At 55.2% G+C, this 22886-nt stretch carries 21 protein-coding genes; 7 read left to right on the top strand and 14 right to left on the bottom strand.

What is annotated here, in order from left to right; translation table 11 throughout:
- The first annotated feature begins 8 nt into the window (after positions 1–8).
- Positions 9–1427 carry a glutamate synthase subunit GltD gene (gene gltD / locus ACQUTD_RS19530; RefSeq protein ID WP_473274419.1) on the top strand — a complete coding sequence of 473 codons (1419 nt, stop codon included), beginning with the start codon at positions 9–11 and terminating at the stop codon, positions 1425–1427.
- 1088 nt (positions 1428–2515) lie between these two features.
- Positions 2516–4645, top strand: a complete 2130-nt coding sequence (locus tag ACQUTD_RS19525; RefSeq protein ID WP_473274418.1) for an autotransporter outer membrane beta-barrel domain-containing protein — start codon at positions 2516–2518, stop codon at positions 4643–4645.
- 34 nt (positions 4646–4679) lie between these two features.
- On the opposite strand, the gene nanQ is transcribed toward ACQUTD_RS19525, so the two are convergent.
- The 10 genes from nanQ to zapE form a co-directional block, all read right to left on the bottom strand.
- Positions 4680–5147: an N-acetylneuraminate anomerase gene (nanQ, locus tag ACQUTD_RS19520; RefSeq protein ID WP_473274417.1), complete on the bottom strand. Its 468-nt coding sequence runs from the start codon at positions 5145–5147 to the stop codon at positions 4680–4682.
- Positions 5144–6019: an N-acetylmannosamine kinase gene (gene nanK, locus ACQUTD_RS19515; protein WP_473274416.1), complete on the bottom strand. Its 876-nt coding sequence runs from the start codon at positions 6017–6019 to the stop codon at positions 5144–5146. The genes nanQ and nanK overlap by 4 nt, the downstream gene beginning before the upstream one ends.
- Positions 6016–7515 carry a sialate:H+ symport family MFS transporter gene (locus tag ACQUTD_RS19510; protein WP_473274415.1) on the bottom strand — a complete coding sequence of 500 codons (1500 nt, stop codon included), beginning with the start codon at positions 7513–7515 and terminating at the stop codon, positions 6016–6018. Before ACQUTD_RS19510 ends, nanK begins: the two co-directional genes overlap by 4 nt.
- Before the next feature lie 65 nt (positions 7516–7580).
- The gene (gene nanA / locus ACQUTD_RS19505; protein ID WP_072569550.1) at positions 7581–8474 is read right to left on the bottom strand and encodes an N-acetylneuraminate lyase; all 894 of its coding nucleotides are present in this window, start codon (positions 8472–8474) and stop codon (positions 7581–7583) included.
- A 148-nt stretch (positions 8475–8622) separates the two neighbouring features.
- The gene (nanR, locus tag ACQUTD_RS19500; protein WP_072570128.1) at positions 8623–9405 is read right to left on the bottom strand and encodes a transcriptional regulator NanR; all 783 of its coding nucleotides are present in this window, start codon (positions 9403–9405) and stop codon (positions 8623–8625) included.
- A 123-nt stretch (positions 9406–9528) separates the two neighbouring features.
- Entirely contained in the window at positions 9529–10026 is a 498-nt protein-coding gene (sspB, locus tag ACQUTD_RS19495; protein ID WP_072569549.1) for a ClpXP protease specificity-enhancing factor, read from the bottom strand.
- Between the two features lie 5 nt (positions 10027–10031).
- The gene (gene sspA / locus ACQUTD_RS19490; protein ID WP_072569548.1) at positions 10032–10670 is read right to left on the bottom strand and encodes a stringent starvation protein SspA; all 639 of its coding nucleotides are present in this window, start codon (positions 10668–10670) and stop codon (positions 10032–10034) included.
- Positions 10671–10983: 313 nt separating this feature from the next.
- On the bottom strand, positions 10984–11376 hold the full coding sequence (rpsI, locus tag ACQUTD_RS19485; protein ID WP_003025138.1) for a 30S ribosomal protein S9: 393 nt from the start codon (positions 11374–11376) through the stop codon (positions 10984–10986).
- A gap of 14 nt (positions 11377–11390) precedes the next feature.
- Positions 11391–11819: a 50S ribosomal protein L13 gene (gene rplM / locus ACQUTD_RS19480; RefSeq protein ID WP_017374839.1), complete on the bottom strand. Its 429-nt coding sequence runs from the start codon at positions 11817–11819 to the stop codon at positions 11391–11393.
- A 244-nt stretch (positions 11820–12063) separates the two neighbouring features.
- A complete protein-coding gene (gene zapE, locus ACQUTD_RS19475; RefSeq protein WP_473274413.1) occupies positions 12064–13188 on the bottom strand; it encodes a cell division protein ZapE in 1125 nt (374 codons plus the stop codon).
- A gap of 193 nt (positions 13189–13381) precedes the next feature.
- Here zapE and zapG point away from each other — a divergent pair, with 193 nt between their 5' ends.
- From zapG to degS, 3 genes are all read left to right on the top strand, one after another.
- Positions 13382–13780 (top strand): Z-ring associated protein ZapG, encoded by a 399-nt coding sequence (gene zapG, locus ACQUTD_RS19470; protein ID WP_072570127.1) that lies wholly within the window; start codon positions 13382–13384, stop codon positions 13778–13780.
- 171 nt (positions 13781–13951) lie between these two features.
- Positions 13952–15322, top strand: a complete 1371-nt coding sequence (gene degQ / locus ACQUTD_RS19465; protein WP_318374893.1) for a serine endoprotease DegQ — start codon at positions 13952–13954, stop codon at positions 15320–15322.
- 89 nt (positions 15323–15411) lie between these two features.
- Entirely contained in the window at positions 15412–16479 is a 1068-nt protein-coding gene (degS, locus tag ACQUTD_RS19460; protein ID WP_473274412.1) for an outer membrane-stress sensor serine endopeptidase DegS, read from the top strand.
- 61 nt (positions 16480–16540) lie between these two features.
- Here degS and mdh read toward each other — a convergent pair whose 3' ends face one another.
- Positions 16541–17479: a malate dehydrogenase gene (gene mdh / locus ACQUTD_RS19455; protein ID WP_072569544.1), complete on the bottom strand. Its 939-nt coding sequence runs from the start codon at positions 17477–17479 to the stop codon at positions 16541–16543.
- 417 nt (positions 17480–17896) lie between these two features.
- Here mdh and argR point away from each other — a divergent pair, with 417 nt between their 5' ends.
- Complete coding sequence (argR, locus tag ACQUTD_RS19450; RefSeq protein WP_072569543.1) at positions 17897–18367, top strand: transcriptional regulator ArgR; 471 nt, start codon at positions 17897–17899, stop codon at positions 18365–18367.
- A gap of 369 nt (positions 18368–18736) precedes the next feature.
- Positions 18737–19000, top strand: coding sequence for a peroxide/acid stress response protein YhcN (gene yhcN / locus ACQUTD_RS19445; protein ID WP_318374892.1), 264 nt, complete (start codon positions 18737–18739; stop codon positions 18998–19000).
- Between the two features lie 52 nt (positions 19001–19052).
- On the opposite strand, the gene ACQUTD_RS19440 is transcribed toward yhcN, so the two are convergent.
- The 3 genes from ACQUTD_RS19440 to aaeB form a co-directional block, all read right to left on the bottom strand.
- Positions 19053–19328: a barstar family protein gene (locus ACQUTD_RS19440; protein WP_072569541.1), complete on the bottom strand. Its 276-nt coding sequence runs from the start codon at positions 19326–19328 to the stop codon at positions 19053–19055.
- A gap of 46 nt (positions 19329–19374) precedes the next feature.
- On the bottom strand, positions 19375–20829 hold the full coding sequence (locus ACQUTD_RS19435; RefSeq protein WP_072569540.1) for an NAD-dependent succinate-semialdehyde dehydrogenase: 1455 nt from the start codon (positions 20827–20829) through the stop codon (positions 19375–19377).
- An 84-nt stretch (positions 20830–20913) separates the two neighbouring features.
- Positions 20914–22881, bottom strand: a complete 1968-nt coding sequence (gene aaeB, locus ACQUTD_RS19430; protein WP_072570126.1) for a p-hydroxybenzoic acid efflux pump subunit AaeB — start codon at positions 22879–22881, stop codon at positions 20914–20916.
- Positions 22882–22886 lie beyond the last annotated feature (5 nt).

Raw genomic sequence — 22886 nt, 5'->3', positions numbered from 1 at the left:
GGGAAGCAATGAGTCAGAATGTCTATCAGTTTATTGACTTACAGCGCGTTGATCCGCCGAAAAAAGCGCTGAAGATCCGTAAAATAGAGTTTGTTGAAATTTACGAGCCGTTTTCAGAAGGCCAGGCCAAAGCACAGGCAGATCGCTGCCTGTCCTGCGGCAATCCCTACTGCGAGTGGAAATGCCCGGTTCATAACTACATTCCTAACTGGCTGAAGCTGGCCAACGAAGGGCGAATTTTTGAAGCGGCAGAATTGTCGCATCAGACTAACACCCTGCCGGAAGTGTGCGGTCGCGTGTGTCCGCAGGATCGTCTGTGTGAAGGCTCCTGTACGCTTAACGACGAGTTTGGCGCGGTCACCATCGGCAACATTGAGCGCTATATCAATGATAAAGCGTTTGAAATGGGCTGGCGTCCGGACATGACCGGCGTACGTCAGACCGATAAGCGCGTGGCGATTATCGGCGCAGGCCCGGCAGGTCTGGCATGTGCCGACGTGCTGACCCGCAACGGCGTGAAAGCGGTGGTCTTTGACCGTCATCCGGAAATCGGCGGCCTGCTGACCTTCGGTATTCCGGCATTCAAGCTGGAAAAAGAAGTCATGACCCGTCGCCGTGAAATTTTCACCGACATGGGTATTGAGTTCAAACTGAATGTGGAAGTGGGCCGCGACGTACAGCTTGAGGATTTGCTGAAGGATTACGATGCCGTGTTCCTGGGCGTCGGCACCTATCAGTCGATGCGCGGTGGGCTGGAGAATGAAGATGCGTCCGGCGTGTACGACGCGCTGCCGTTCCTCATCGCCAATACAAAACAACTGATGGGCTTTGGCGAAACCACAGACGAACCGTTCGTCAGTATGGAAGGCCGTCGCGTGGTGGTACTGGGCGGGGGTGATACCGCGATGGACTGCGTACGTACGTCCATTCGTCAGGGCGCCACGCACGTGACCTGTGCTTATCGTCGTGATGAAGAAAACATGCCGGGTTCCCGTCGCGAAGTGAAAAACGCGCGTGAAGAAGGCGTAGAGTTCCAGTTCAACGTGCAGCCGCTGGGTATTGAAGTGAATGCCAACGGCAAAGTGAGCGGCGTGAAAATGGCGCGTACGGAGATGGGCGCGCCGGATGCCCATGGCCGCCGTCGTGCGGAGATCGTACCGGGCTCTGAACACGTGTTACCGGCCGATGCCGTGGTGATGGCGTTTGGTTTCCGTCCGCACAGCATGGAATGGCTGGCGAAACACAGCGTCGAGCTTGATTCGCAGGGCCGTATCATTGCCCCGGAAGGTAATGAAAATGCCTTCCAGACCAGCAACCCGAAAATCTTTGCCGGTGGCGACATCGTGCGTGGTTCGGATCTGGTGGTCACCGCCATCGCCGAAGGGCGTAAAGCAGCAGAAGGTATTATGAACTGGCTGGAAGTATAAGCTATAACCGTGGCGGTGTGTTAATACACTGCCACGGATATTCATTTCTGCGATCAATATATTTAGTTAATAATTGCCCCACCCCTCCTGTTAATAATTCCTGTTAGTACTTCCCTTTTAACCGCGATCCTTCCTTTTACGTCAATAATTACAATAGTTCACATTCACATATCTAATAAAACACTCTTAAAATTACGGTTATTTGTAACTATCGGCATAGCGACACAGTCGCAACCGTTTACTTAATGAAAGCTTAAGAATAGTATGCCCCGCTTATTTCATTTCTTACAACGGAAGTAATTATGTCGTATACACCGCATCAATTAAATTTGATTACCAAAACAATATTAAAATTAATGCCCACTATTGCTTTTTGTTCGTCTTCTGTGGCGTTTGCAGAAATAATCACAGCCCCAGGGGAATTAAATGATAAGGCTGAGATTTACAGCGTCACTCCTGATACAGTTTTAGAGAGCGATTCCGCTATTACTGCCACATTAAATATTAATGGTGCCTTTATTAAAAACGTCACTAATAATGGCACTGTCAGAAATATCTCTGGCGGAGCTATAGACATTAACAACATGGATGGTAAGGTAATAAATAACGGCATCATTGAAGGAGAAATCTATGGTATAAAAGTCATAAATAGTGCGCAGTCAGAAATAACGAACAATGAGGCTGCAAAAGTATCAGGGAAAGAAAGCGCCATTATCGCAGAAAATAATTTTGCTTTAAATAATCATGGTGCTATTACCTCGGATAATGGTGATACGATACTTGTGAAACATGACAAAGCCTCTATAAAAAATAATGCCATTATCATCAGTCAAAAAGGTGCTGGTATTGCTGTCAATGGAGATGGCGCTGCTAATATTAGCAACGCAGGGAAAATCCAGGGTAAAGATTATGCAATAAAATTTGAATCTACCGAAAATAACAGCTTAGTTCTTCTCTCTGGCTCCGAGCTTGTGGGTGATGTACTGAGTGCAAATTCTAAAAAGAATACCTTACTCCTGAGAGATAGCGGTACCGAAGACAGCAATTTTGTCGGTCTTACTGATAATGACGGTTTTGCATCTCTGAATATGGTTGGGGATGCCTGGACACTGAGCGGCGAAATAGATTTATTAGGCAACGACGATAAAGACCTGAATGATAAAGTCCTGCAGGTCACCACCGGCACCTTAACGCTAACCGGTACAGTAAACAATGCTGGCGGCACCACTATTAATCAGGGTGCCACCTTACAAATAGGGGATGCTACGCACACTGCGGCCTTTACCTCTGATGCAGTTACCAATAACGGCAATCTGATAATTAACCAGAGCGGCGACTCCACCTTCAGCAGTGATATCAGCGGCCAGGGTAAACTCATTAAATCCGATGCCAGTACCCTGACGCTTGACGGTGTATTCAGTTACACCGGCGGCACTGAACTCAATGGCGGTACCACGCTGGTCGCCAAAGACAGCGCGCTGGGCACGGCCGCTGCGCCTGCCAGCGTCACCATCAACAATAGTGCCACCCTGGCCAGTGCCGGTACGGTAACTGGCGATGTAAATATTATGGCAGGCGGCACGCTGGCAGCCTGGAATGTGGCGACGGCAGGGAATACCGCTTCCGCTACTGCGGATTCCATAAAGGGTAACGTCAGCAACAGCGGTTCGCTGATTATTGGCAGCGCAAACACCCAGCCAGGCCAGCGTTTTACCATCAATGGTAACTATGTTGGTAATGCCGGCAGCCAGCTAATAATGAATACCACCCTGGCGGATGACAACGCCGCGACGGACATGCTGACCATCACCGGTAACACCAGCGGTGAATCGAAAGTGGCGCTGACCAATATCGGCGGCCAGGGCGCGCAGACAATCAACGGCATTGAAATTATTGAGGTTGGGCAGACTTCCGATGCCGTATTCACTCTCTCATCCCGTGCCGTAGCGGGTGCCTGGGAATACGATCTTAAAAAGCGCGATGGAGACTGGTATCTGGTTTCGGAAAAAGAACCCGATCCAAATGACAACGGCGATGGTGGTAACGGTGACGGCGGCGATAACGGCAACGGCGGTGACAACGGCAACGGCGGCAATAACGGCAACGGCGGCGACAACGGCAACGGCAACGGCAACGGCGGCGATAATGGCAACGGCGGCGATAACGGCAACGGCGGCGATAACGGCAACGGCGGCGATAATGGCAACGGCGGCGATAACGGCAACGGTGGCGATAACGGCAACGGTGGTGATAACGGCAACGGCGATGAAGATAAATCCCCTGAAGTCATTCGTCCGGAAACCAGCGCTTATCTTGCTAACCAGAGCGCTGCACAGCAAATGTTCCTGCACAAGCTGGACGATCGCGAGCAGGTGCTGGCACGTAATGAAGGCGAACAAAATGGCTGGATGTACGTCAAAGGCCGTTATAACGAAGGTACCGCAGCGGATGCGAAAGGCGGTTATGACACCACCACCACCGTCTTCCAGGTCGGCAGCGATCTCTATACCCGTACTTATGATGAAGGCGAACTGCATGCCGGCTTTATGCTTGGCGCAGGTCTGAGCGTCACGCATGCCGATGCCACTAATAACCGCAACTCCGCGAAGGGAAAAGTCAGCGGTTATAACGTCGGGCTGTATGCCACCTGGCAGCAGGATCCGCAGTTACGTACCGGCAGCTATGTGGACAGCTGGGTGCAGGCTAACTGGTATGACGGCTACGTCCGTGGCGATGGCCTCGACTCTGAAGATTACAAGAGCAACGGCTATGCCGCCTCGCTGGAAATGGGCCACGCCTGGCTGGTTAACGGTGAAGAAGATCGCAGCTGGAAGATCGAGCCTCAGGGCCAGATCATCTACAGCTATCTCGATCAGGACGATCATACCGAGGTTAACGGTACGCGCATTACGCAAAGCGACAAGGACAGCATTCTGACCCGTCTGGGCGTACGCGTCAGCAACCTCAATCAGAAAGCGCCGGGAGACTGGCAGCCGTGGACATCGGTTAACTGGCTTAACGGCGACGGCGCGACCGATTTGCAGTTTAACGGCGAAACGCTGAGTAACGATGTGCCGGAAGATCGCGCCCTGGTCGAGGTCGGGATCACCGGTAAGCTCAATGAAGCAATGACGCTCTCCGTACGCGCCACGGGCGAATGGGGCGAAAACAGCTACGACGCTTACGGCGGCCATATTCTCTGGAACTATCGCTGGTAATAAATGCGGGGGCGATATTTTTCGCCCCCGCATTTCAGCCAGTGGCTTCCTCGCAGGGAACTTTAATCACCGCTTTTTTTACCTCGCTCCCCCGCCCCATGGTGCAGCCAGGCTTATGCGGTTCACCGGGCATAAACACGGCAAACATCCCGGCGCGCAGGGTCAGCGTCTGCTGATTATCAATGTGCTGGCACAGCTGATAATCGTCTGCGTCATGCCACTCTTCACACTCGCGCGCACTGCCCGCAGCGCCGTAAACAATCTGCTCTTCCCCGGTAAGCACCACCTGCACATCCACATACTGCCGGTGGAGTTCCGCCTTTTTTGTGTCCGGCAACTGCGTGCTGTAATGCATCACGTTCATAAAACACGCCGCACCGGTGAGTTCGTGCCGTCCGGGGGATAGCTGCTCCGGCGCTAATGCCAGCGCCTGGCGCAGCGCATCCAGCAATCCGGCGGGTAAACCGGCCGCTTCCGGCTGGTGAATATCTCCGTAAATCATGCTTTTCTCCCGTTAGCCCACCAGGCCGCGCCGAGCAGTCCGGCGTCGTGCTGATAATGCGCAGTCAGTAATTCGGTATGGTACATCGCCGGTTCGCGTAACAGCGCCGTCCGCACACGGGCAAGATAGCCGGGTGCCAGACCAATGCTGCCGCCGAGCACCACGCACTGACAGTCGGTGGCGGCCTTCACATCGGCGATCAGGCGTGCCAGCGCGGTTGCCGATCTGTCCACCAGCGCACTGGCTCCTGCATGTCCCTGCTCGCTCAGGGCAAAAAGGGTTTTCGCGTCACAGCCAGCCAGTTCGCCCTCTGCCGCCGCCGCGATGCCGCGTCCGGAGGCGATGGCCTCCACGCAGCCGGTACGTCCACAGCCACAGCGCGGCCCGAGCGGATCGGCGAGCATATGGCCGAAATGGCCCGCCAGCCCGCCCTGTCCGGTGACCAGCCTGCCATCACGCACCAGGCCGCCGCCGACGCCTGTCGAGATGGTCAGAAACACCATGTCACGCACACGAGCTGCCAGCGGCTGATATTCTGCCCATGCTGCCGCCTGCGCATCATTTAGCGCCACTCCCGGCAAGCCGGTGATGCTCGCGACGCAGGTCACCAGCGGAAAATGCGCCAGTCCGCCAAGGTTTTCCGGGTTAATGGCCGTCAGTACGCCATCCTGAATGATACCGGTGGAGGCAATGGCGAAGCGCTGCGCACGCGGGTAGAGCGGCGTCAGCAGATCGCGCAGGGCGGCCTCCAGCGCATCAGGCGTGCGGCTGGCGGGCGTCGGCAGGGTGGCGCGGCAGGATAATCGCCCGTGCACGTCCACCAGCGCAGCGGCAAGTTTGGTGCCGCCGATGTCGATAGCCAGAGTGATCATTTCGCCGCCCGCTTTGTTTTCAGTAAGTCGCTTTTGTCCGCGTTATGCGTCACTGCGCCGCTAAAGGGTTTGCCATCGATGGCGTCATGGGTGCGCAGCGCTTCCGGCCGCAACCAGCGCTGTACGCGGGACGGCATATCAAGACCAATCAGCAGGATCACCACAAAGGTCAGGCTGAAAGAGAGCGATCCCAGCGCGGTGCCCAGCTCCATTTTCTGCGCGAAGAGTGCGCCGATAATCGGCGCCAGCGCGCCGCCCAGCGCCCCCACGTTATAGGTGAAGCCCAGCCCCGCCGCCCGTTGATCGGTATCGAAATAGCCGCCGATCAGCTTAGGTAAGATCCCGGAGATCCCCTGCCCCAGCATCTGCTGGAAGAAGAGTAAAAAGCCCAGCACCCAGACGTTGGCGCCGCCAATGGCGAATACCGGGATGATCAATAACTGCGAGGCCAGCAGGCTGTAAACATAGGCTTTGCGCGTGCCCAGCCAGTCGCCGAGAAAGCCCCCCACGCAGCAGCCCACCGCCGCGCCAAAGCCGCTGAAGAACAGCACCCGCGCCACGGTGGAGGGATCGTAAGCCAGTTCGGTTTTCAGGTACGTCGGCAGCAGCGCCTGGATCGGCCACGAATAAAGGAAAGCGAACAGCACCACCACCATCAGCATCACGCCCGTCGGCCAGCGTTTGCCGCTGCTTTGCACCATAAAGCTGATAAAGATCGCTGCGCACAGCAGGCCAAAGGCAATCACCAGCGCGGCGTTTTTCATTTGCGCGGCAAAGCAGTACCAGAGCGCGCTGGCGGCGGCTATTGTCATCAGGATATTCAGAATGCGCAGTTTGCCGCGGTAGAGAATGTCAACCATAGTACGCACCGGCGCTTTACCGGCATGTTTTTGCTGCCAGTCTTCCGCTTCCGGAATATTTTTACGCAGCCAGAGCGCGAAAACGATCGGCACGATGCCGATAAAGAACAGCGCCCGCCAGCCCCATACCGGCACCACCAGGCTGTAAACCTGAGCGGCGATCACCGCGCCCACGGAAAAACCGGAGATCAAAAAGCCGCTGGCTTTATTGCGCAGTTGCTTCGGCCAGCTTTCAATCACGTAGGTGGCGCTGGAGCCGTATTCACCCGCCATCCCCATGCCGATCACCAGACGGGCGATAAACATGGTGGTGTAGCCCGGCGCGAAACCGCAGGCCAGGGTACCGACAGAAAACAAAATGATGCTGGTGACCATGGCGAGGCGGCGACCGTAGCGGTCCCCCATCGCCCCCAGCATCAGCCCGCCGAACCAGCGGGAAATAAAGGCGGCGGAAATCAGGCTGGCTGCCTGAACGGTGGTCAGGCCGAATTCGCCCTGGATCTCGGTTAATACCAGCGCGATTAATACAAAATCAAAACCATCCAGCAGATAGCCAAGCCAGGCGGCGCTGAACGCCCGCCACTGGCTGCGATTAAGATGGCGATACCACGGGATGCTGTGGGCAGGCATTGTCATAACATTCTCCCGACGCTCGGTCTGTTTTTCATGGCCGGGCCGACCTGTTGCCGCCCGGCATCAGGTTAGCACTTCTCAGCAAGCAGCCGATCCGCCAGCGCTTTCAGTTCTGGCAGGTATTGTTCATCAACCGGGCCGAAGGGTTTACGGCACAGTGGCACCGTCAGCACGTCCATATAGTGCAGGATAGTTTTCAGGCCGCGGAAAACCCCCACTTTGATCAGCAGATCGATCGCTTTATTACACTCGGTCTGCAAACGTTGCGCGGTGGCGATATCCCCTTCCGCCAGCGCGCGCACAATCCCCATATAGCGCCAGCCCATAATGTTATAGGTGCTGCCAATACCGCCATTCGCGCCCGCCAGCAGACCGGAAGCGAAGATCTCGTCATAGCCGTTATAAAGCACCAGATCCGGGTGCGCGCGGTGGATCTGCTCCATCTGAAAAAGATCGCCCGAGGTTTGTTTCAGCGCGCCGACGCCCGGCAGCGTGACCAGGGTGCTGATTTGATCGAGCGACAGCTTCACGCCGCTCAGCGCCGGGATGTTGTAAACCACCATCGGCAGACCGTCGGCAGCATCAATGGCCGCCCGGTAATGGTCACAGTGCTCGGCAAAGCTGAAAGGATAATAGAAGGGCGTAACGGCGGAGACAGCGTCAAACCCGTAACGGCTGGCAGCTGTCGCCAGCTGTTGCGTTTCCCGCGTGCTGACGGTGCCGACATGGGCAATCAGCGTGATTTTGCCTTTCGCTTCTTCGGCCACGATCTCCAGCACTTCTTCACGTTCTTTAATGCTCTGGACAAAGGCTTCGCCGGTGGATCCGCCGACGTACAGCCCATCAATGCCCTGACTGATATTGAAACGCACCAGACGGCGCAGGCTTTCGGTATCCAGATTTTCGCTGGCGTCGAAGGGGGTTAACAGGGCGGGCATAACACCTTTTAACTGAACAGACATGAACTTCTCCTGATGGGTTATCACTGTCTGACTATATACCTTTATACCTGTTATACCAGCACACAAAATCGACATTTTGTCCCCAAACGCAGGGAATGGGATCTGCCTCACTAAACGATCGTTTGAGGATCGTTAAGGCAATGCGGGATCAGGCGCGGGATTTTTTCTTTTTGTCGAAGGCGTGCCAGGTGGCGAAAACGCTGTTCAGATGGGTATGCAGGGCGCGATCGGCAGCATCCGGATCGCGCTGGCGGATGGCGTTGACGATCTCAATATGCTGCTGATAACTGACGTTATTGTGCTGATGCAGCTCTTTTTCCGGTACGGCCGGACGCGCGGCGATCAGCCAGTCAAGCAGGGAGAGATGAATGGCGTTGAAAATAGGGTTGCCGGGAATTTGCGCCAGCACGCGGTGAAACTCGACGTCGGAGCGGATAAAAAGCGCGTTGTCGTCCAGCGTCTGGCTGTTCCATTCCAGCGCTTTACTGAGCTGTTCAATCTGCGCGTCGGTGGCGTGCTCGGCGGCGTAACGCACCAGGCTTGATTCAAAGAACAAACGCAGCTGTTCAAAATGGGCGATACCGCCGGGGCGCGAGAGAAAGTCTTTCGCCATGCCGGAGAGTTCGCTGACGATGGTATCGGCTGAGGGGCGTGATACGCGCGCCCGTTCGCCATTGCTGATCTGCACCAGGCCTTTGCGTTTCAGCGCGGCCAGCGCCTCGCGTACCGACGGGCGGCCAACGTTGAACAGCGCCATCAGTTCACGTTCAGACGGCAGCTGTTCACCCTCAGCCACTTCACGGCGGCGGATCATCTGCTCCAGCTCTTCTTCCACCATCTCTGAGAGCTTTTTACGCGCCAGCGGACGACGACGCAGCGTGCGCGCGACCTTTTCAGCAGGGTTGTCGGAGTCAGGATCAAATGCGTTCATAGCGCCCGGATAAGTAGTGTGTGACAGCAAGCTCATCATAACACAGGAATATCAGGCTGGCGCACCTGGTGCGGGATGGCGTTACCAAAGGCAAAAAAAACAGGCCCGTCGGGGCCTGTCAGTTTATTTCACAACGCGTAATGCCGGACGGCCACCGCGCGGCGGCGGATCGTCATCAGGATCGTTGTCATCACTGTTATCGGGCTTGTCGCCGTCGATAACGGACATGACAGTTTCACCCTCAGGCGTGGTAGTCTCGTCATCGTCATTGAGAGAAATGGCGTCGCCGTCATACGCCGCTTCCGGCTCAAACATGGTGCCTGCGCCGTTTTCACGGGCATAAATTGCCAGTACGGCAGCCAGCGGGACGTACACCTGGCGCGGCACCCCGCCGAAACGCGCGTTAAAACGCACTTCGTCGTTAGCCAGCTCCAGATTACCGACAGCACGCGGCGCGATATTCAACACAATCTGCCCGTCACGAGCATATTCCATTGGCACACGCACGCCTTCCAGGGTCACATCTACCACCAGATGCGGCGTGAGCTGGTTATCCAGCAACCATTCATAGAATGCGCGCAGCAGATACGGACGGCGTGGAGACAGTTGTGACATTTCCATGCTTATTAACCCCGGCCAAGGCGCATTTCGCGTTCGGCTTCTGTCAGTGAAGCGAGGAAGGAATCGCGTTCAAAGACGCGCGTCATGTAGCCTTTCAGCTCTTTAGCCCCTGCGCCGCTGAGTTCAATCCCCAGCTGCGGCAGACGCCATAACAGCGGCGCCAGATAGCAATCGACCAGGCTGAATTCATCGCTCAGGAAGTAAGGCTTCTGTCCAAATACCGGCGCGATAGCCAGCAGCTCTTCACGCAGTTGTTTACGGGCGGTATCCGCCTGAGCACCGGTGCTGTTCACGACAACGTTCATCAGCGAGTACCAGTCTTTTTCGATACGCTGCATGTACAGGCGGCTTTCACCACGCGCAACCGGGTATACCGGCATCAGCGGCGGATGCGGAAAACGCTCATCCAGATATTCCATAATGATGCGAGATTCCCACAGGGTCAGCTCGCGATCTACAAGTGTCGGTACGCTTTGATTCGGGTTGAGGTCAATCAGATCCTGAGGCGGATGATCCTTCTCCACATGCTCAATTTCAAAACTAACACCTTTCTCGGCCAGCACGATGCGGACTTGGTGGCTATAGATGTCAGTAGGACCAGAAAACAGCGTCATTACCGAACGTTTGTTGGCAGCGACAGCCATGAAAACCTCCAGGTATATTCAGAATATTACTGCTGCAAACCACAACGTGGCTCGCCAGATGTAAGTAATCTATCCACCCGGGTACATTTCATTGTTCAATATTTAAACAAAAAATGAACTATCCCCGGCATTTGGGCACAAAATTGGATGATAGTTTACCAGATTTTGCGGGCTTTGTGGTGAGGGTATTGCGCAATTGCTCAAAAAGAGGCAGGAATCAATCTATTACAGTAGATAACTAGATTTTCATGCATAAAAAAACCCGCCGGAGCGGGTTTTTTCGCCAACTGTATTCTGCCTGAGCAGAAACAGATTAACGTTTGGAGAACTGAGGACGACGACGTGCTTTACGCAGACCGACTTTCTTACGTTCAACCTGACGAGCATCACGAGTAACGAAGCCAGCTTTACGCAGTTCGCCACGCAGGGACTCATCGTACTCCATCAGAGCGCGGGTGATACCGTGACGGATCGCACCAGCCTGACCAGAGATACCACCACCTTTAACAGTGATGTACAGATCCAGTTTCTCAACCATGTCGACCAGTTCCAGCGGCTGACGAACTACCATGCGGGCAGTTTCACGACCGAAGTACTGTTCCAGAGAACGTTGGTTGATAACGATTTTGCCACTGCCCGGTTTGATGAAAACGCGAGCTGCGGAACTTTTGCGGCGACCAGTGCCGTAGTATTGATTTTCAGCCATTGCCATAATCCCGATTAGATGTCCAGAACTTGCGGTTGCTGTGCCGCGTGGTTGTGCTCGTTACCCGCGTAAACTTTCAGTTTACGGTACATAGCACGACCCAGCGGGCCTTTTGGCAGCATGCCTTTAACCGCGATTTCAATCACACGCTCAGGACGGCGGGCAATCATCTCTTCAAAGGTCGCTTCTTTGATACCACCGATGTGGCCGGTGTGATGGTAGTACATTTTGTCAGTACGCTTGTTACCGGTTACGGCAACTTTTTCTGCGTTCAGAACGATAATGTAATCACCAGTATCTACGTGCGGAGTGTATTCCGCTTTATGCTTACCGCGCAGGCGACGAGCCAGTTCGGTAGCCAGACGGCCCAGAGTTTTACCGGTCGCGTCAACAACATACCAGTCGCGTTTTACGGTTTCTGGTTTAGCTGTAAAAGTTTTCATTAAAAGCTTACCCAATAAATAGTTACACGTTGGTGAACACCCAAACGTTTAGTCAGTTGAGGTTCACACGACATTGTCCAGCAAACCTACCCCTTCGAATAGCCTATGCCGGCACACAAAAGTTTTGGGAAAAAAACTTTCTCGTAACGTGGGGTCGCAAGATTATAGGGAAGTCGGGTACAAAGATCGACCCCTTTTTGTGATTGCGACAATACTTTTCCCCGCGCCGTGCCTGGGGAGGCGATTATGCCAGATGCTCGCGCTTCAGATACTCCTCGCTTTGCATCTCCTGTAAGCGGGACAAGCAGCGCTGGAATTCAAATTTCACCCGCTCGCCCTGATAAATCTCATGCAACGGGGCTTGCGCGCTGACCACCAGCTTCACGTGCCGCTCGTAGAATTCATCCACCAGCGCGATAAAGCGCCGCGCTTCGTTCTCCATCAGCGGCGTCATCACCGGCACGTCGTAGAGCATCACCGTGTGATACAGACGCGATAGCGCAATATAGTCGTGCTGACTGCGCGCCTCGACGCACAGCGTAGTGAAGGAAACTGCCAGCGTCTGATTTTCCGCCCCCAGGGTTTGCAGCGGGCGATGATTGATCTCAAGCGCTGGCCGCTGCTCGCGCGGCGCGCCTGCCAGCGCCAGCCACAGCGTTTCCATCTGCTGCGCCGTCTCGTCATTTAAGGGTGACAGCCACAGATGCGCCTGCGTCAGGGTGCGCAGACGGTAATCGACGCCCGCGTCCACGTTCATCACGTCACAGTTGGCCTTGATAGCCTCAATCGCCGGCAGGAAGCGCGCGCGTTGCAGGCCGTTGCGGTAAAGCTCATCCGGTGGAATGTTAGAGGTCGCCACCAGCGTGATGCCGCGCGAGAACAGCGCTTTCATCAGGCCGCCAAGCAGCATGGCGTCGGTTATATCCGACACAAAAAACTCGTCAAAGCAGAGCACGTCGGTTTCGGCTTTAAAGCGATCGGCGATGATTTCCAGCGGATCGCTCTCTCCCTGTAACGCCGTCAGCTCTTCATGAACGCGCAGCATAAAGCGGTGAAAGTGCAGACGCTGTTTACGTGTGCCAGGCAAAGTCTGAAAAAACAGATCCATCAGCCAGGTTTTGCCGCGCCCGACGCCGCCCCACATATATAAGCCGCGTACGGGAGGGGTTGTCGATTCTTCTTTCTTGCCGAACAGTTTGCCGAAGGCCGCCATCAGGCCGCCGCGTGGCGCAGGCGTAGTGTGGGTATGCGTGAGTTGCTGCCAGATAGCGTCCAGCCGGTTAACCGCCTCGCGCTGCACCTCGTCTGGCTGATGCGTACCCGCATCCAGGGCTTGCTGGTATCGCGATGTGGGGGTAATACTTTGCATGATGTTATTGTTATTCCTTGAGTATCGGTATGCCGTAATTCACGGTTGACGAAAAAAAGGCCGTTCCACACTACGCGATGCAGCCTCAGGATTCCACTTATACGGAATTAGCGGTTATAGTGGCATAATCAGGCACAGGCGAGGAGCCTCCCTGCCAACACCCTACGGAATCACAAGACAACGGGAGATGTTCATGACCTGGGAATATGCGCTAATTGGTTTAGTCGTCGGCATCGTAATCGGTGCTGTAGCCATGCGTTTCGGTAATCGCAAGTTACGCAACCAGCAGGCCCTGCAATACGAGCTGGAAAAAAATAAGGCCGAGCTGGAAGAGTACCGTGAGGAGTTAGTCGGACATTTCGCCCACAGCGCCGAGCTGCTCGATAATATGGCCCATGATTATCGCCAGCTGTACCAGCACATGGCGAAAAGCTCCAGCCAGTTGCTGCCGGAAATGTCCGCCGAGATGAATCCGTTCCGCAATCGCCTTGCTGAATCGGAAGCGGGTAACGATCAGGCCCCGGTACAGATGCCGCGCGACTATTCAGAAGGCGCGTCAGGCCTGCTGCGCGGCGCGAAGAAACGCGATTAAGCGACTGTTAAGCCAGAATTTTTACGGGCGCGCAGGTTGCGCCCGCCTCTTCTTTCCCATCACAGCTATTATTTAGTCATTGTCCTCATTGTTACCCGTGCAAAATTTCAATAACATCCCTCTGTTTTGGGGCGTTTTTCCTTACACTTCAGGTTACGAGAGCCAGCATCAATGAAGAAAAAAAACCAGCTATTGAGTGCGTTAGCGTTAGGTGTTGGATTAGCGCTTGCCGCGCCGTTACAGACGATGGCGGCCTTGCCGTCACAGGTTCCGGGTCAGGCCGCGATCCCAAGCCTCGCGCCGATGCTGGAAAAAGTGTTGCCTGCGGTAGTCAGCGTGCAGGTGGAAGGCACCGCGGTGCAGCAAAATCCCAAAGTGCCGGAAGAACTGAAGAAATTCTTTGGCGAGGACGCGCCGGATCAGCAAGCCCAGCCGTTTGAAGGCCTTGGCTCCGGGGTGATTATCGATGCCGCCAAAGGTTATGTGCTGACCAATAATCATGTCATCAACCAGGCGCAGAAAATTAATGTGCAGCTGAATGATGGCCGTGAATTTGAAGCCAAACTGATTGGCGGCGATGACCAGAGCGACATTGCCCTGCTGCAACTGCAAAATGCCACCAATCTGACGCAAATCGCCGTCGCTGATTCCGACAGCCTGCGGGTGGGCGATTTCGCCGTCGCCGTGGGTAACCCTTTTGGCCTCGGCCAGACCGCCACGTCAGGTATCGTATCGGCGCTTGGCCGTAGCGGGCTGAATCTTGAAGGGCTGGAAAACTTCATTCAGACCGACGCCTCCATCAACCGCGGCAACTCCGGCGGCGCGCTGTTAAACCTGAACGGCGAGCTGATCGGCATTAACACCGCCATTCTCGCCCCCAGCGGCGGCAGCGTCGGGATTGGTTTCGCCATTCCGAGCAATATGGCGCAGACGCTGGCCAAACAGCTGATCCAGTTCGGTGAAATCAAGCGCGGACTGCTGGGCATTAAAGGCATGGAAATGAGTGCGGATATTGCCAAAGCCTTTAATCTCAACGTTCAGCGCGGCGCGTTCGTCAGCGAAGTGCTGCCCAATTCCGGCTCGGCCAAAGCGGGGATCAAATCCGGCGATGTGATTGTCAGCCTCAACGGAAAACCGCTGAACAGCTTTGCGGAGCTGCGCTCCCGCATCGCCACAACCGAGCCGGGCTCAAAAGTGAAGCTTGGCCTGTTGCGCGACGGTAAACCGCAGGAGGTGGAAGTCACGCTGGATAAAAGCACCTCATCTTCAGCGAGCGCGGAAATGATCGCCCCGGCGTTGCAGGGCGCGACCTTAAACGACGGCCAGCTGAAAGACGGTACCAAAGGGATCACCATCTCTGAAGTGGAAAAGAGCAGTCCTGCCGCCCAGGCCGGCCTGCATAAAGATGATGTGATTATTGGCGTTAACCGGGACCGTGTGCAGACAATAGCGGAAATGCGCAAGGTGCTGGAAGCGAAACCGAATATCATCGCCCTGCACGTGGTACGCGGTAACGATACGCTTTATTTATTATTACGTTAGGTATTTGTGGCTCCGGACATCATCCCCACGTGTGATGTCCGGATAACTCATGCTATGCTGCCCATTCTCTCTCTGGTGACGCCTGCATCATGTTTGTAAAGCTCATACGCTCCGTTGCAATCGGTTTGATTGTTGGTGGCCTTCTTCTGGCTGCTATGCCCTCTTTACGTCAGTTTAGTCCGTTGTCGACGCCCAAATTTGACAGCGCTGACGACACGCCGGTGAGCTACAACCAGGCGGTACGTCGCGCCGCGCCTGCCGTGGTTAACGTCTATAACCGCAGCGTAAATGCCTCCGCCAATAACCAGCTGGAGATCCGCACCCTGGGGTCAGGCGTGATCATGGACGAGCGCGGCTACATCATTACCAACAAGCATGTGATTAATGACGCCGACCAGATTATCGTCGCCTTACAGGATGGCCGGGTGTTTGAAGCCCTGCTGGTTGGATCCGACGCCTTAACCGATCTGGCGGTGCTGAAAGTCAACGCCACCGGCGGCCTGCCGGTGATCCCCATCAACCGTAAACGCATGCCGCACATCGGCGATGTGGTGATGGCGATCGGCAACCCCTACAACCTCGGGCAGACCATTACTCAGGGGATCGTCAGCGCCACCGGTCGTATTGGCCTGAATCCGTCAGGACGGCAGAACTTCCTGCAAACCGACGCCTCCATTAACCACGGCAACTCCGGCGGCGCGCTGGTTAACTCGCTGGGTGAATTAATGGGCATCAACACCCTCTCCTTTGACAAGAGCAACGACGGCGAAACGCCGGAAGGTATCGGCTTTGCTATCCCCTTCCAGCTGGCGACCAAAATTATGGATAAGCTGATCCGCGACGGTCGGGTGATCCGCGGCTACATCGGCATCAGCGGCAGAGAGATCGCCCCGCTGCATACCCAAGGTGGCGGCATCGATCAGATCCAGGGGATTGTAGTGAACGAAGTGGCGCCGGACGGCCCGGCGGCGCGCGCAGGGATCCAGGTGAACGACGTGATTATCTCGGTGAACAATAAACCGGCGGTATCGGCGCTGGAAACTATGGATCAGGTGGCGGAGATCCGCCCGGGTTCAGAAATTCCGGTTGAGGTGATGCGCGAAGATAAGAAGCTGTCCCTTAAAGTCATTATCCAGGAATACCCCGCCACCACATGACAGACGTAAAAAAGCCGGAACAACATTCCGGCTTTTTAGCATGCAGATACTGCGTAGACTGTTACTGATTAACGAACTCTTCACCCAGCTGAATGTCTTTTTTCAGCGTTTCCAGCATGCCTTCCATCGCGCTTTGTTCAAAGGCGCTCAGTGTGCCGATGGACTGACGCTCTTCCACGCCATTTTTGCCCAGCAGCAGCGGCTGCGAGAAGAAGCGGGCGTGTTCGCCATCGCCTTCAACATATGCGCATTCCACCACGCCTTTTTCACCTGACAGCGCACGCACCAGCGATAAACCAAAGCGCGCAGCGGCCTGACCCATCGACAGCGTAGCGGAACCGCCACCGGCCTTCGCTTCCACCACTTCAGTACCCGCGTTCTGGATACGTTTGGTCAGATCGGCTACTTCCTGATCGGTAAAGCTCACGCCCGGGATCTGCGACAGCAGCGGCAGAATAGTCACGCCAGAGTGTCCGCCGATAACCGGCACTTCCACCTCACCCGGTTGCTTGCCTTTCAGTTCAGCAACAAAGGTGTTGGAACGGATGATGTCCAGCGTGGTGACGCCAAACAGTTTGTTCTTGTCGTAAACACCGGCTTTTTTCAGCACTTCTGCCGCGATAGCGACGGTGGTGTTTACCGGGTTGGTGATGATACCCACACAGGCACCCGGACAAGTTTTCGCCACCTGGCTGACCAGGTTTTTCACGATACCGGCGTTAACGTTGAACAGATCGGAGCGATCCATCCCTGGCTTACGGGCAACGCCTGCGGAGATCAGCACCACGTCCGCGCCTTCCAGCGCAGGGGTGGCGTCTTCGCCGGAGAAACCTTTAATTTTTACAGCGGTAGGGATATGACTCAAATCAACTGCCACGCCTGGCGTAACCGGCGCGATGTCGTACAGAGAGAGTTCCGAGCCTGAAGGCAGTTGGGTCTTGAGAAGAAGGGCAAGCGCCTGGCCGATACCACCTGCCGCGCCGAGGACTGCAACTTTCATCCTAAACTCCTTATTATGGTAAGGTAAATATGTTGAAACCGTTGCTGGCGACCTTTAAAACTTCGGTAAATGTTAACAATATCCATGACAAAAGAATGCGGCCTCGCACGCTTTTAGCATCATTCACTTCTTGTTGCCCTTTGGGGGAAACTGCATGGCTTTATAGCGTCAGCAACCGAGCCGTGGCGGTACAATACACCCACTAAAGCCCTCAAAACAACATCAATTTGATAACATTTAATTTACTTTTAACCAAATCAGAGACACGTGACGCAGGCATGTTTATCGATAACGTTTTTTGATAAAATCCCGCCCTTTCATTACATTATTTCAGCCTTTAATCAGGTTGAAAATTTGCATAAAAATTCATTTATATGCATAATAATGGTGTTTCTCTCGCCATTCCACGGGTGACTTATGCGAAGTTCGGCCAAACAAGAAGAATTAATTAAAGCGTTTAAAGCGCTGCTTAAAGAAGAAAAATTCAGCTCCCAGGGTGAAATCGTGCTCGCATTGCAGGAGCAGGGTTTCGATAACATCAACCAGTCTAAAGTCTCGCGCATGCTGACCAAATTTGGTGCGGTACGCACCCGCAACGCGAAGATGGAGATGGTGTACTGCCTGCCTGCCGAGCTGGGCGTTCCGACGACTTCCAGCCCGCTGAAGAACCTGGTGCTGGATATTGATTACAACGCGGCAGTAGTGGTTATTCACACCAGTCCGGGCGCGGCGCAGCTGATTGCCCGTTTGCTGGACTCCTTAGGCAAGTCGGAAGGTATTCTCGGCACCATCGCCGGTGATGATACGATTTTCACCACGCCGGCCAGCGGCTTTACTGTCAAAGAGCTGTATGAAGCGATCCTTGTGCTATTTGAGCAGGAGCTGTAAGAACCACCTCATCAACGGGTAGCTATTGGGGGATACCACTGCGGTTTTCCCCTTTTCCGCTATTTATCACCCACATTTCTTTAACAGAAAGTGCGATTTTCTGTCCCATTACATTCACCCAGTGAATAAAACCGCACAAAAAATCAAAATCACCTATGACTCTGATTTTTATATTGATCCTGTCCGCGCGTGACAAAAATTCGCCATTTTTAATGCTTTTCAGGAATAAAAAGAGCTAATTCTGTAACCAAAACCACACTGAAACCATTAGCATGGTATTAATTATTCGCGTGATTAGTGTATACTTGATTCTGTGATGAAGGTCACAAAGAAAGGCCTTCAGTAAAAGAATTCGACGAGGTAAACAACATGAAAATCAAAACCACTGTAGCCGCCCTGAGCATCCTTTCCGTCCTGTCCTTCGGCGCATCTGCCGCGAACGTTATCGGCAGCGATCAGGCGCAGGCCCGCCAGTCAATCGGTACTGTTTCCGTCGGTGGCGTTAACTCCTCTCCGATGGATATGCGTGCCGCACTGGATAAAAAAGCTGAACAAGAAGGTGCGTCTTCTTACCGCATTATCGAAGCACGAACCGGTGACAGCTGGCACGCCACTGCTGAACTTTATAAATAATTCCCTCCGTAGTGCTATATGATTGCCCCTGCCCTGCAGGGGCTTTTTTGTTTCAGGCCCGCACGTTGAAGCGCAGCGCCCCTTCCAGTTCTTCTTCTGCTTCATCAAATAGCAGGATCAGCGCGCCATAGCGCCGACGCTCTTTATCCGCCAGATGCAGAAACTCGATCTCCAGCGGTACGGGTAAAGCGCCCCCTGTCACCACATCCCAGAGAGAATCCAGATCGTGCACCTTTGCCCGCTCAATATTAAAGGCGCGCGCAAATTCACGGTAAAAATCCGTCTGGTCCTCAATCTCATCAAAATCAAAAGTGTAGATAGTATTCATTGCCAGCCATCCCGCGCGCACGGGCGGCGAGAGCCGCCGCTGATGTTTATAATCCCCCCAGATGCAGGGTTTTCACTTCCATAAATTCTTCCAGCCCCAGCACCGAGCCTTCGCGACCCAGCCCTGACTCTTTCACGCCGCCGAAGGGGGCCAGCTCGGTCGAAACCGCACACTCGTTGACGCCAATCATGCCGCTTTCAATGGCCTGCGAGACACGGAATACCCGCGCCAGATTTTGCGTGTAGAAATAGGCCGCAAGGCCGAACGGCGTATCGTTGGCGCGGCGGATCACCTCTTCTTCCGAGGTAAAGCGGAAGCAGGCGGCCAGCGGCCCGAACGTTTCTTCCGCGGCCAGCTTCATGCCATCGCTACAGTCGCCCAGCACCGTCGGCTCCCAGAAATTGCCGCCCAGCGCATGCGCTTTACCGCCTGCCAGCACTTTCGCGCCTTTCGCCACGGCATCCTCGACGTGTTCGCGCACTTTATCTACCGCGGAAGGTTCAATCAGCGGGCCGACCACCACGCCCTCTTCCACGCCATTACCCACTTTCAGGGCGCTGACGGCGCTCGCCAGCTTGCTGACAAAGGTGTCATACACTGATTCATGGATATAAAAACGGTTAACGCTGACGCACACCTGCCCGGCGTTACGGAATTTATTGGCAATCGCCCCCTGCACCGCCGCGTCAATATCAGCATCTTCGAAGACGATATAGGGCGCGTTGCCGCCCAACTCCATTGACACCTTTTTCATGGTGTCCGCCGCGTTGCGCATCAGAGTTTTGCCGACTGCCGTCGATCCGGTAAAGGAGATTTTGCGCACCTCCGGACTGGCCATAATGGCGTCGCTGATTTCCGCCGTGGTGCCTGCCACGGCGTTCAGTACGCCATCCGGCACCCCGGCTTTTTTCGCCAGCTGGATCAGGGCAAAGGCGCTGAGCGGCGTATTATTTGCAGGTTTGATCAAAGCAGTGCAGCCTGCCGCCAGCGCCGGGCCGAGCTTACGGGTCAGCATCGCCATCGGGAAGTTCCATGGCGTGATCGCCGCCACTACGCCCACCGGTTCGCGGGTGGCAAAGATGCGTGAGCCCGCTTTGGCAGGGGGGATGATTTCGCCGTTGGCGCGCTTGGCCTGCTCAGCAAACCATTGAATAAAGCTGGCGGCATAGTCCACTTCGCCTTCCGCTTCTTTCAGTGGTTTGCCCTGTTCGGCGGTCATCAGCTGTCCCAGCCAGCTTTTATTCTCGATAATCAGTTCATACCAGCGATAGAGGATCGCAGAGCGTTCTTTAGCGGTTTTCGCGCGCCAGGCGGGAAAGGCACGGCTGGCGGCGGCAATGGCCTCTTCCGTCTCTTTCTTACCGGCTTTCGCGACTTTCGCTATGACCTCGCCCGTTGCCGGGTTGGTGACCTCAAAGGTCGTTTCCAGTTTTTTCCATACTCCATCAACAAAATAACCTGTCTGGAATAGCGCATGATCCTGAAGTGCCTGCGTTGTCATATATCCTCCTGAGCCTCGGTTTTCGGGCAATGAAGTTAAGTATAGCCATAAAAAAACCGACGCTTCTGGCGTCGGTTTGTGGGCTTAACTGTCAGTCAGCGCATGCTGATATTTGTGGAGCATATCCACCAGCCGCTTCACAGGATGAGTGACCTGATCCGGCGCGGAGCAGCTGTGCAGCTTCTCCTGATACACATCAAGCTCACCCAGCAGCTGCGTAAAGTAGCGCCGCCGTTTGTGGTCGCTGGTGGCCGACATCACCTGATCCGCCGTGCGTCGCAACTGGCGATGCCAGGCCGACAGTTCGGCGTTCACCGGTACCGGCGCGTCACGCAGGCGCTGGTGAGCGATGATCAGCGTCAGCGCCAGACGGAATTTGGCGACATCATCCGGAAATTTGCTCAGCAGTAAAAACAGCTGCTGATACAGCGCCGGCAGATGGTTTTCTTTACGCCGGGCGGTATTGGTGGTCAGGGACGATACCGCCGCGGACATAAACTGATTGAGCAGCATCCGTCCGGTACGTGCGCGGGAGTTATCCCGCACCAGCACAATCACCGTGAACGCCAGGATACAGCCGACAATCTGCCCCAGCGCGCTGTCAAGAAAGCGGCTGAATTCAAAGGTCATCGGGTTATCCAGCACAATAATATTGATGGTGCTCGCCAGCGCGCCCAGGGATCCCAGCCGCCGTTTCTGCACTTCAATGCCGATAAAGAAGGCCAGTACCGCAAGGCTGATGCACAGCAACAGCATGCTTTGCTGCGTGGAGGGGATCACCACCAGGAAGTAGAACGCCCCCAGGGGTAAGGCCGCCAGCGTACCGTACACAAAATCGATCGCCACCATGCGCGGGTTAGGCAGGCGCATCGCCAGCGAGGTCACCACCGCGATCATCACCATCGCGCCGTTACCCGAGGTCCAGCCCGTCCACAGCCAGAACAGCGTGCCGAGAATACAGGAGAGCGTGGTGCGCCAGAAGTTCACCATCGCATGATGGCGCTCGGCGGACCCGGCCTTAACCACCGTCTCGCCTTCCAGCACCTCTTCTTCCGTGGCGCTGATTTTGGTGTTGCCGATCACCCCGCGCCTGAGCAGCAGATAGCGCGTCGCCGCCCCGACCCAGCTGTAAATTGTCACCGGCGTGTCGCGTTCGCCGGTCCAGATAATCACCCGGCGTATGCGCTTGAGCTGTTTATGTACGTCCTGCGCGGTTTCTACCGGCTCCGCAAAGAGTTCGCGGAAGGTGTCGGTCACCGCTTCCGGGCGGGTGTTCTGAATAAGCCAGGTTTCACAGGCCTGGGTGATCAGCGTCAGCGACAGGGTGTTAATCACTTTCAGCCGCCGGTTCGCCCGCGCCCAGCGGGAAGATTCCATATTCAGGTTGCTGCGCATCCCTTCCAGCGCCGTGGTACGGCGCACCAGCGCGCCCCAGGCTTTATCCATCTCTTCGCCGCTGCCATGCGCGATGCATAATTGCATCAGCTGGTATTGCGCCACCAGCAGGCTGTCGAGTTCGCGGTCGATCTCCTGTTTGATGGATCGGGGTGAAAACAGCAAATCCGCGACTATGGCACAAACGATCCCCAGCACGATCTCACTGCATCGCTCCACCGCAAACTGCGGCGTGAGTAATGGCTCGTACTGAATGGTGATGACGATGATCAGCGCCGTATAACCCGCCAGCCCCCAGGCGTAGGAGTTTTCGACGCGCACCAGCGAGGAGACCCAGGTACAAAATCCGGCCCAGATACAGCAAACCACCAGCATCAGCAGCGGCGCGCGGATCATCAGAATAATGATGGTCAGCGCCGCCACGCAGCCGATAAAGGTGCCGATAATACGCAGCATGCCGCGGTAACGGATCGCCCCGGAGTAAGGTTCGCCCCCCGCCGCAAACGCCGGGCCTGCGGCAACGATCGCCGCCGTCAGCACGGCCCAGCGCGGGGTTTCAAGCTGGAAGTGAAAGCCGACGAACAGCGCCAGCACAATGGCGCACGCCAGTTTCAGGGCGAAGCGAATGTGCTGTGTGGCGATGGAAAAAATGCCCATCATGC

Source organism: Enterobacter sp. K510 (genome assembly GCF_055804875.1).
This window is presented reverse-complemented; position numbering and strand designations above follow the sequence as displayed.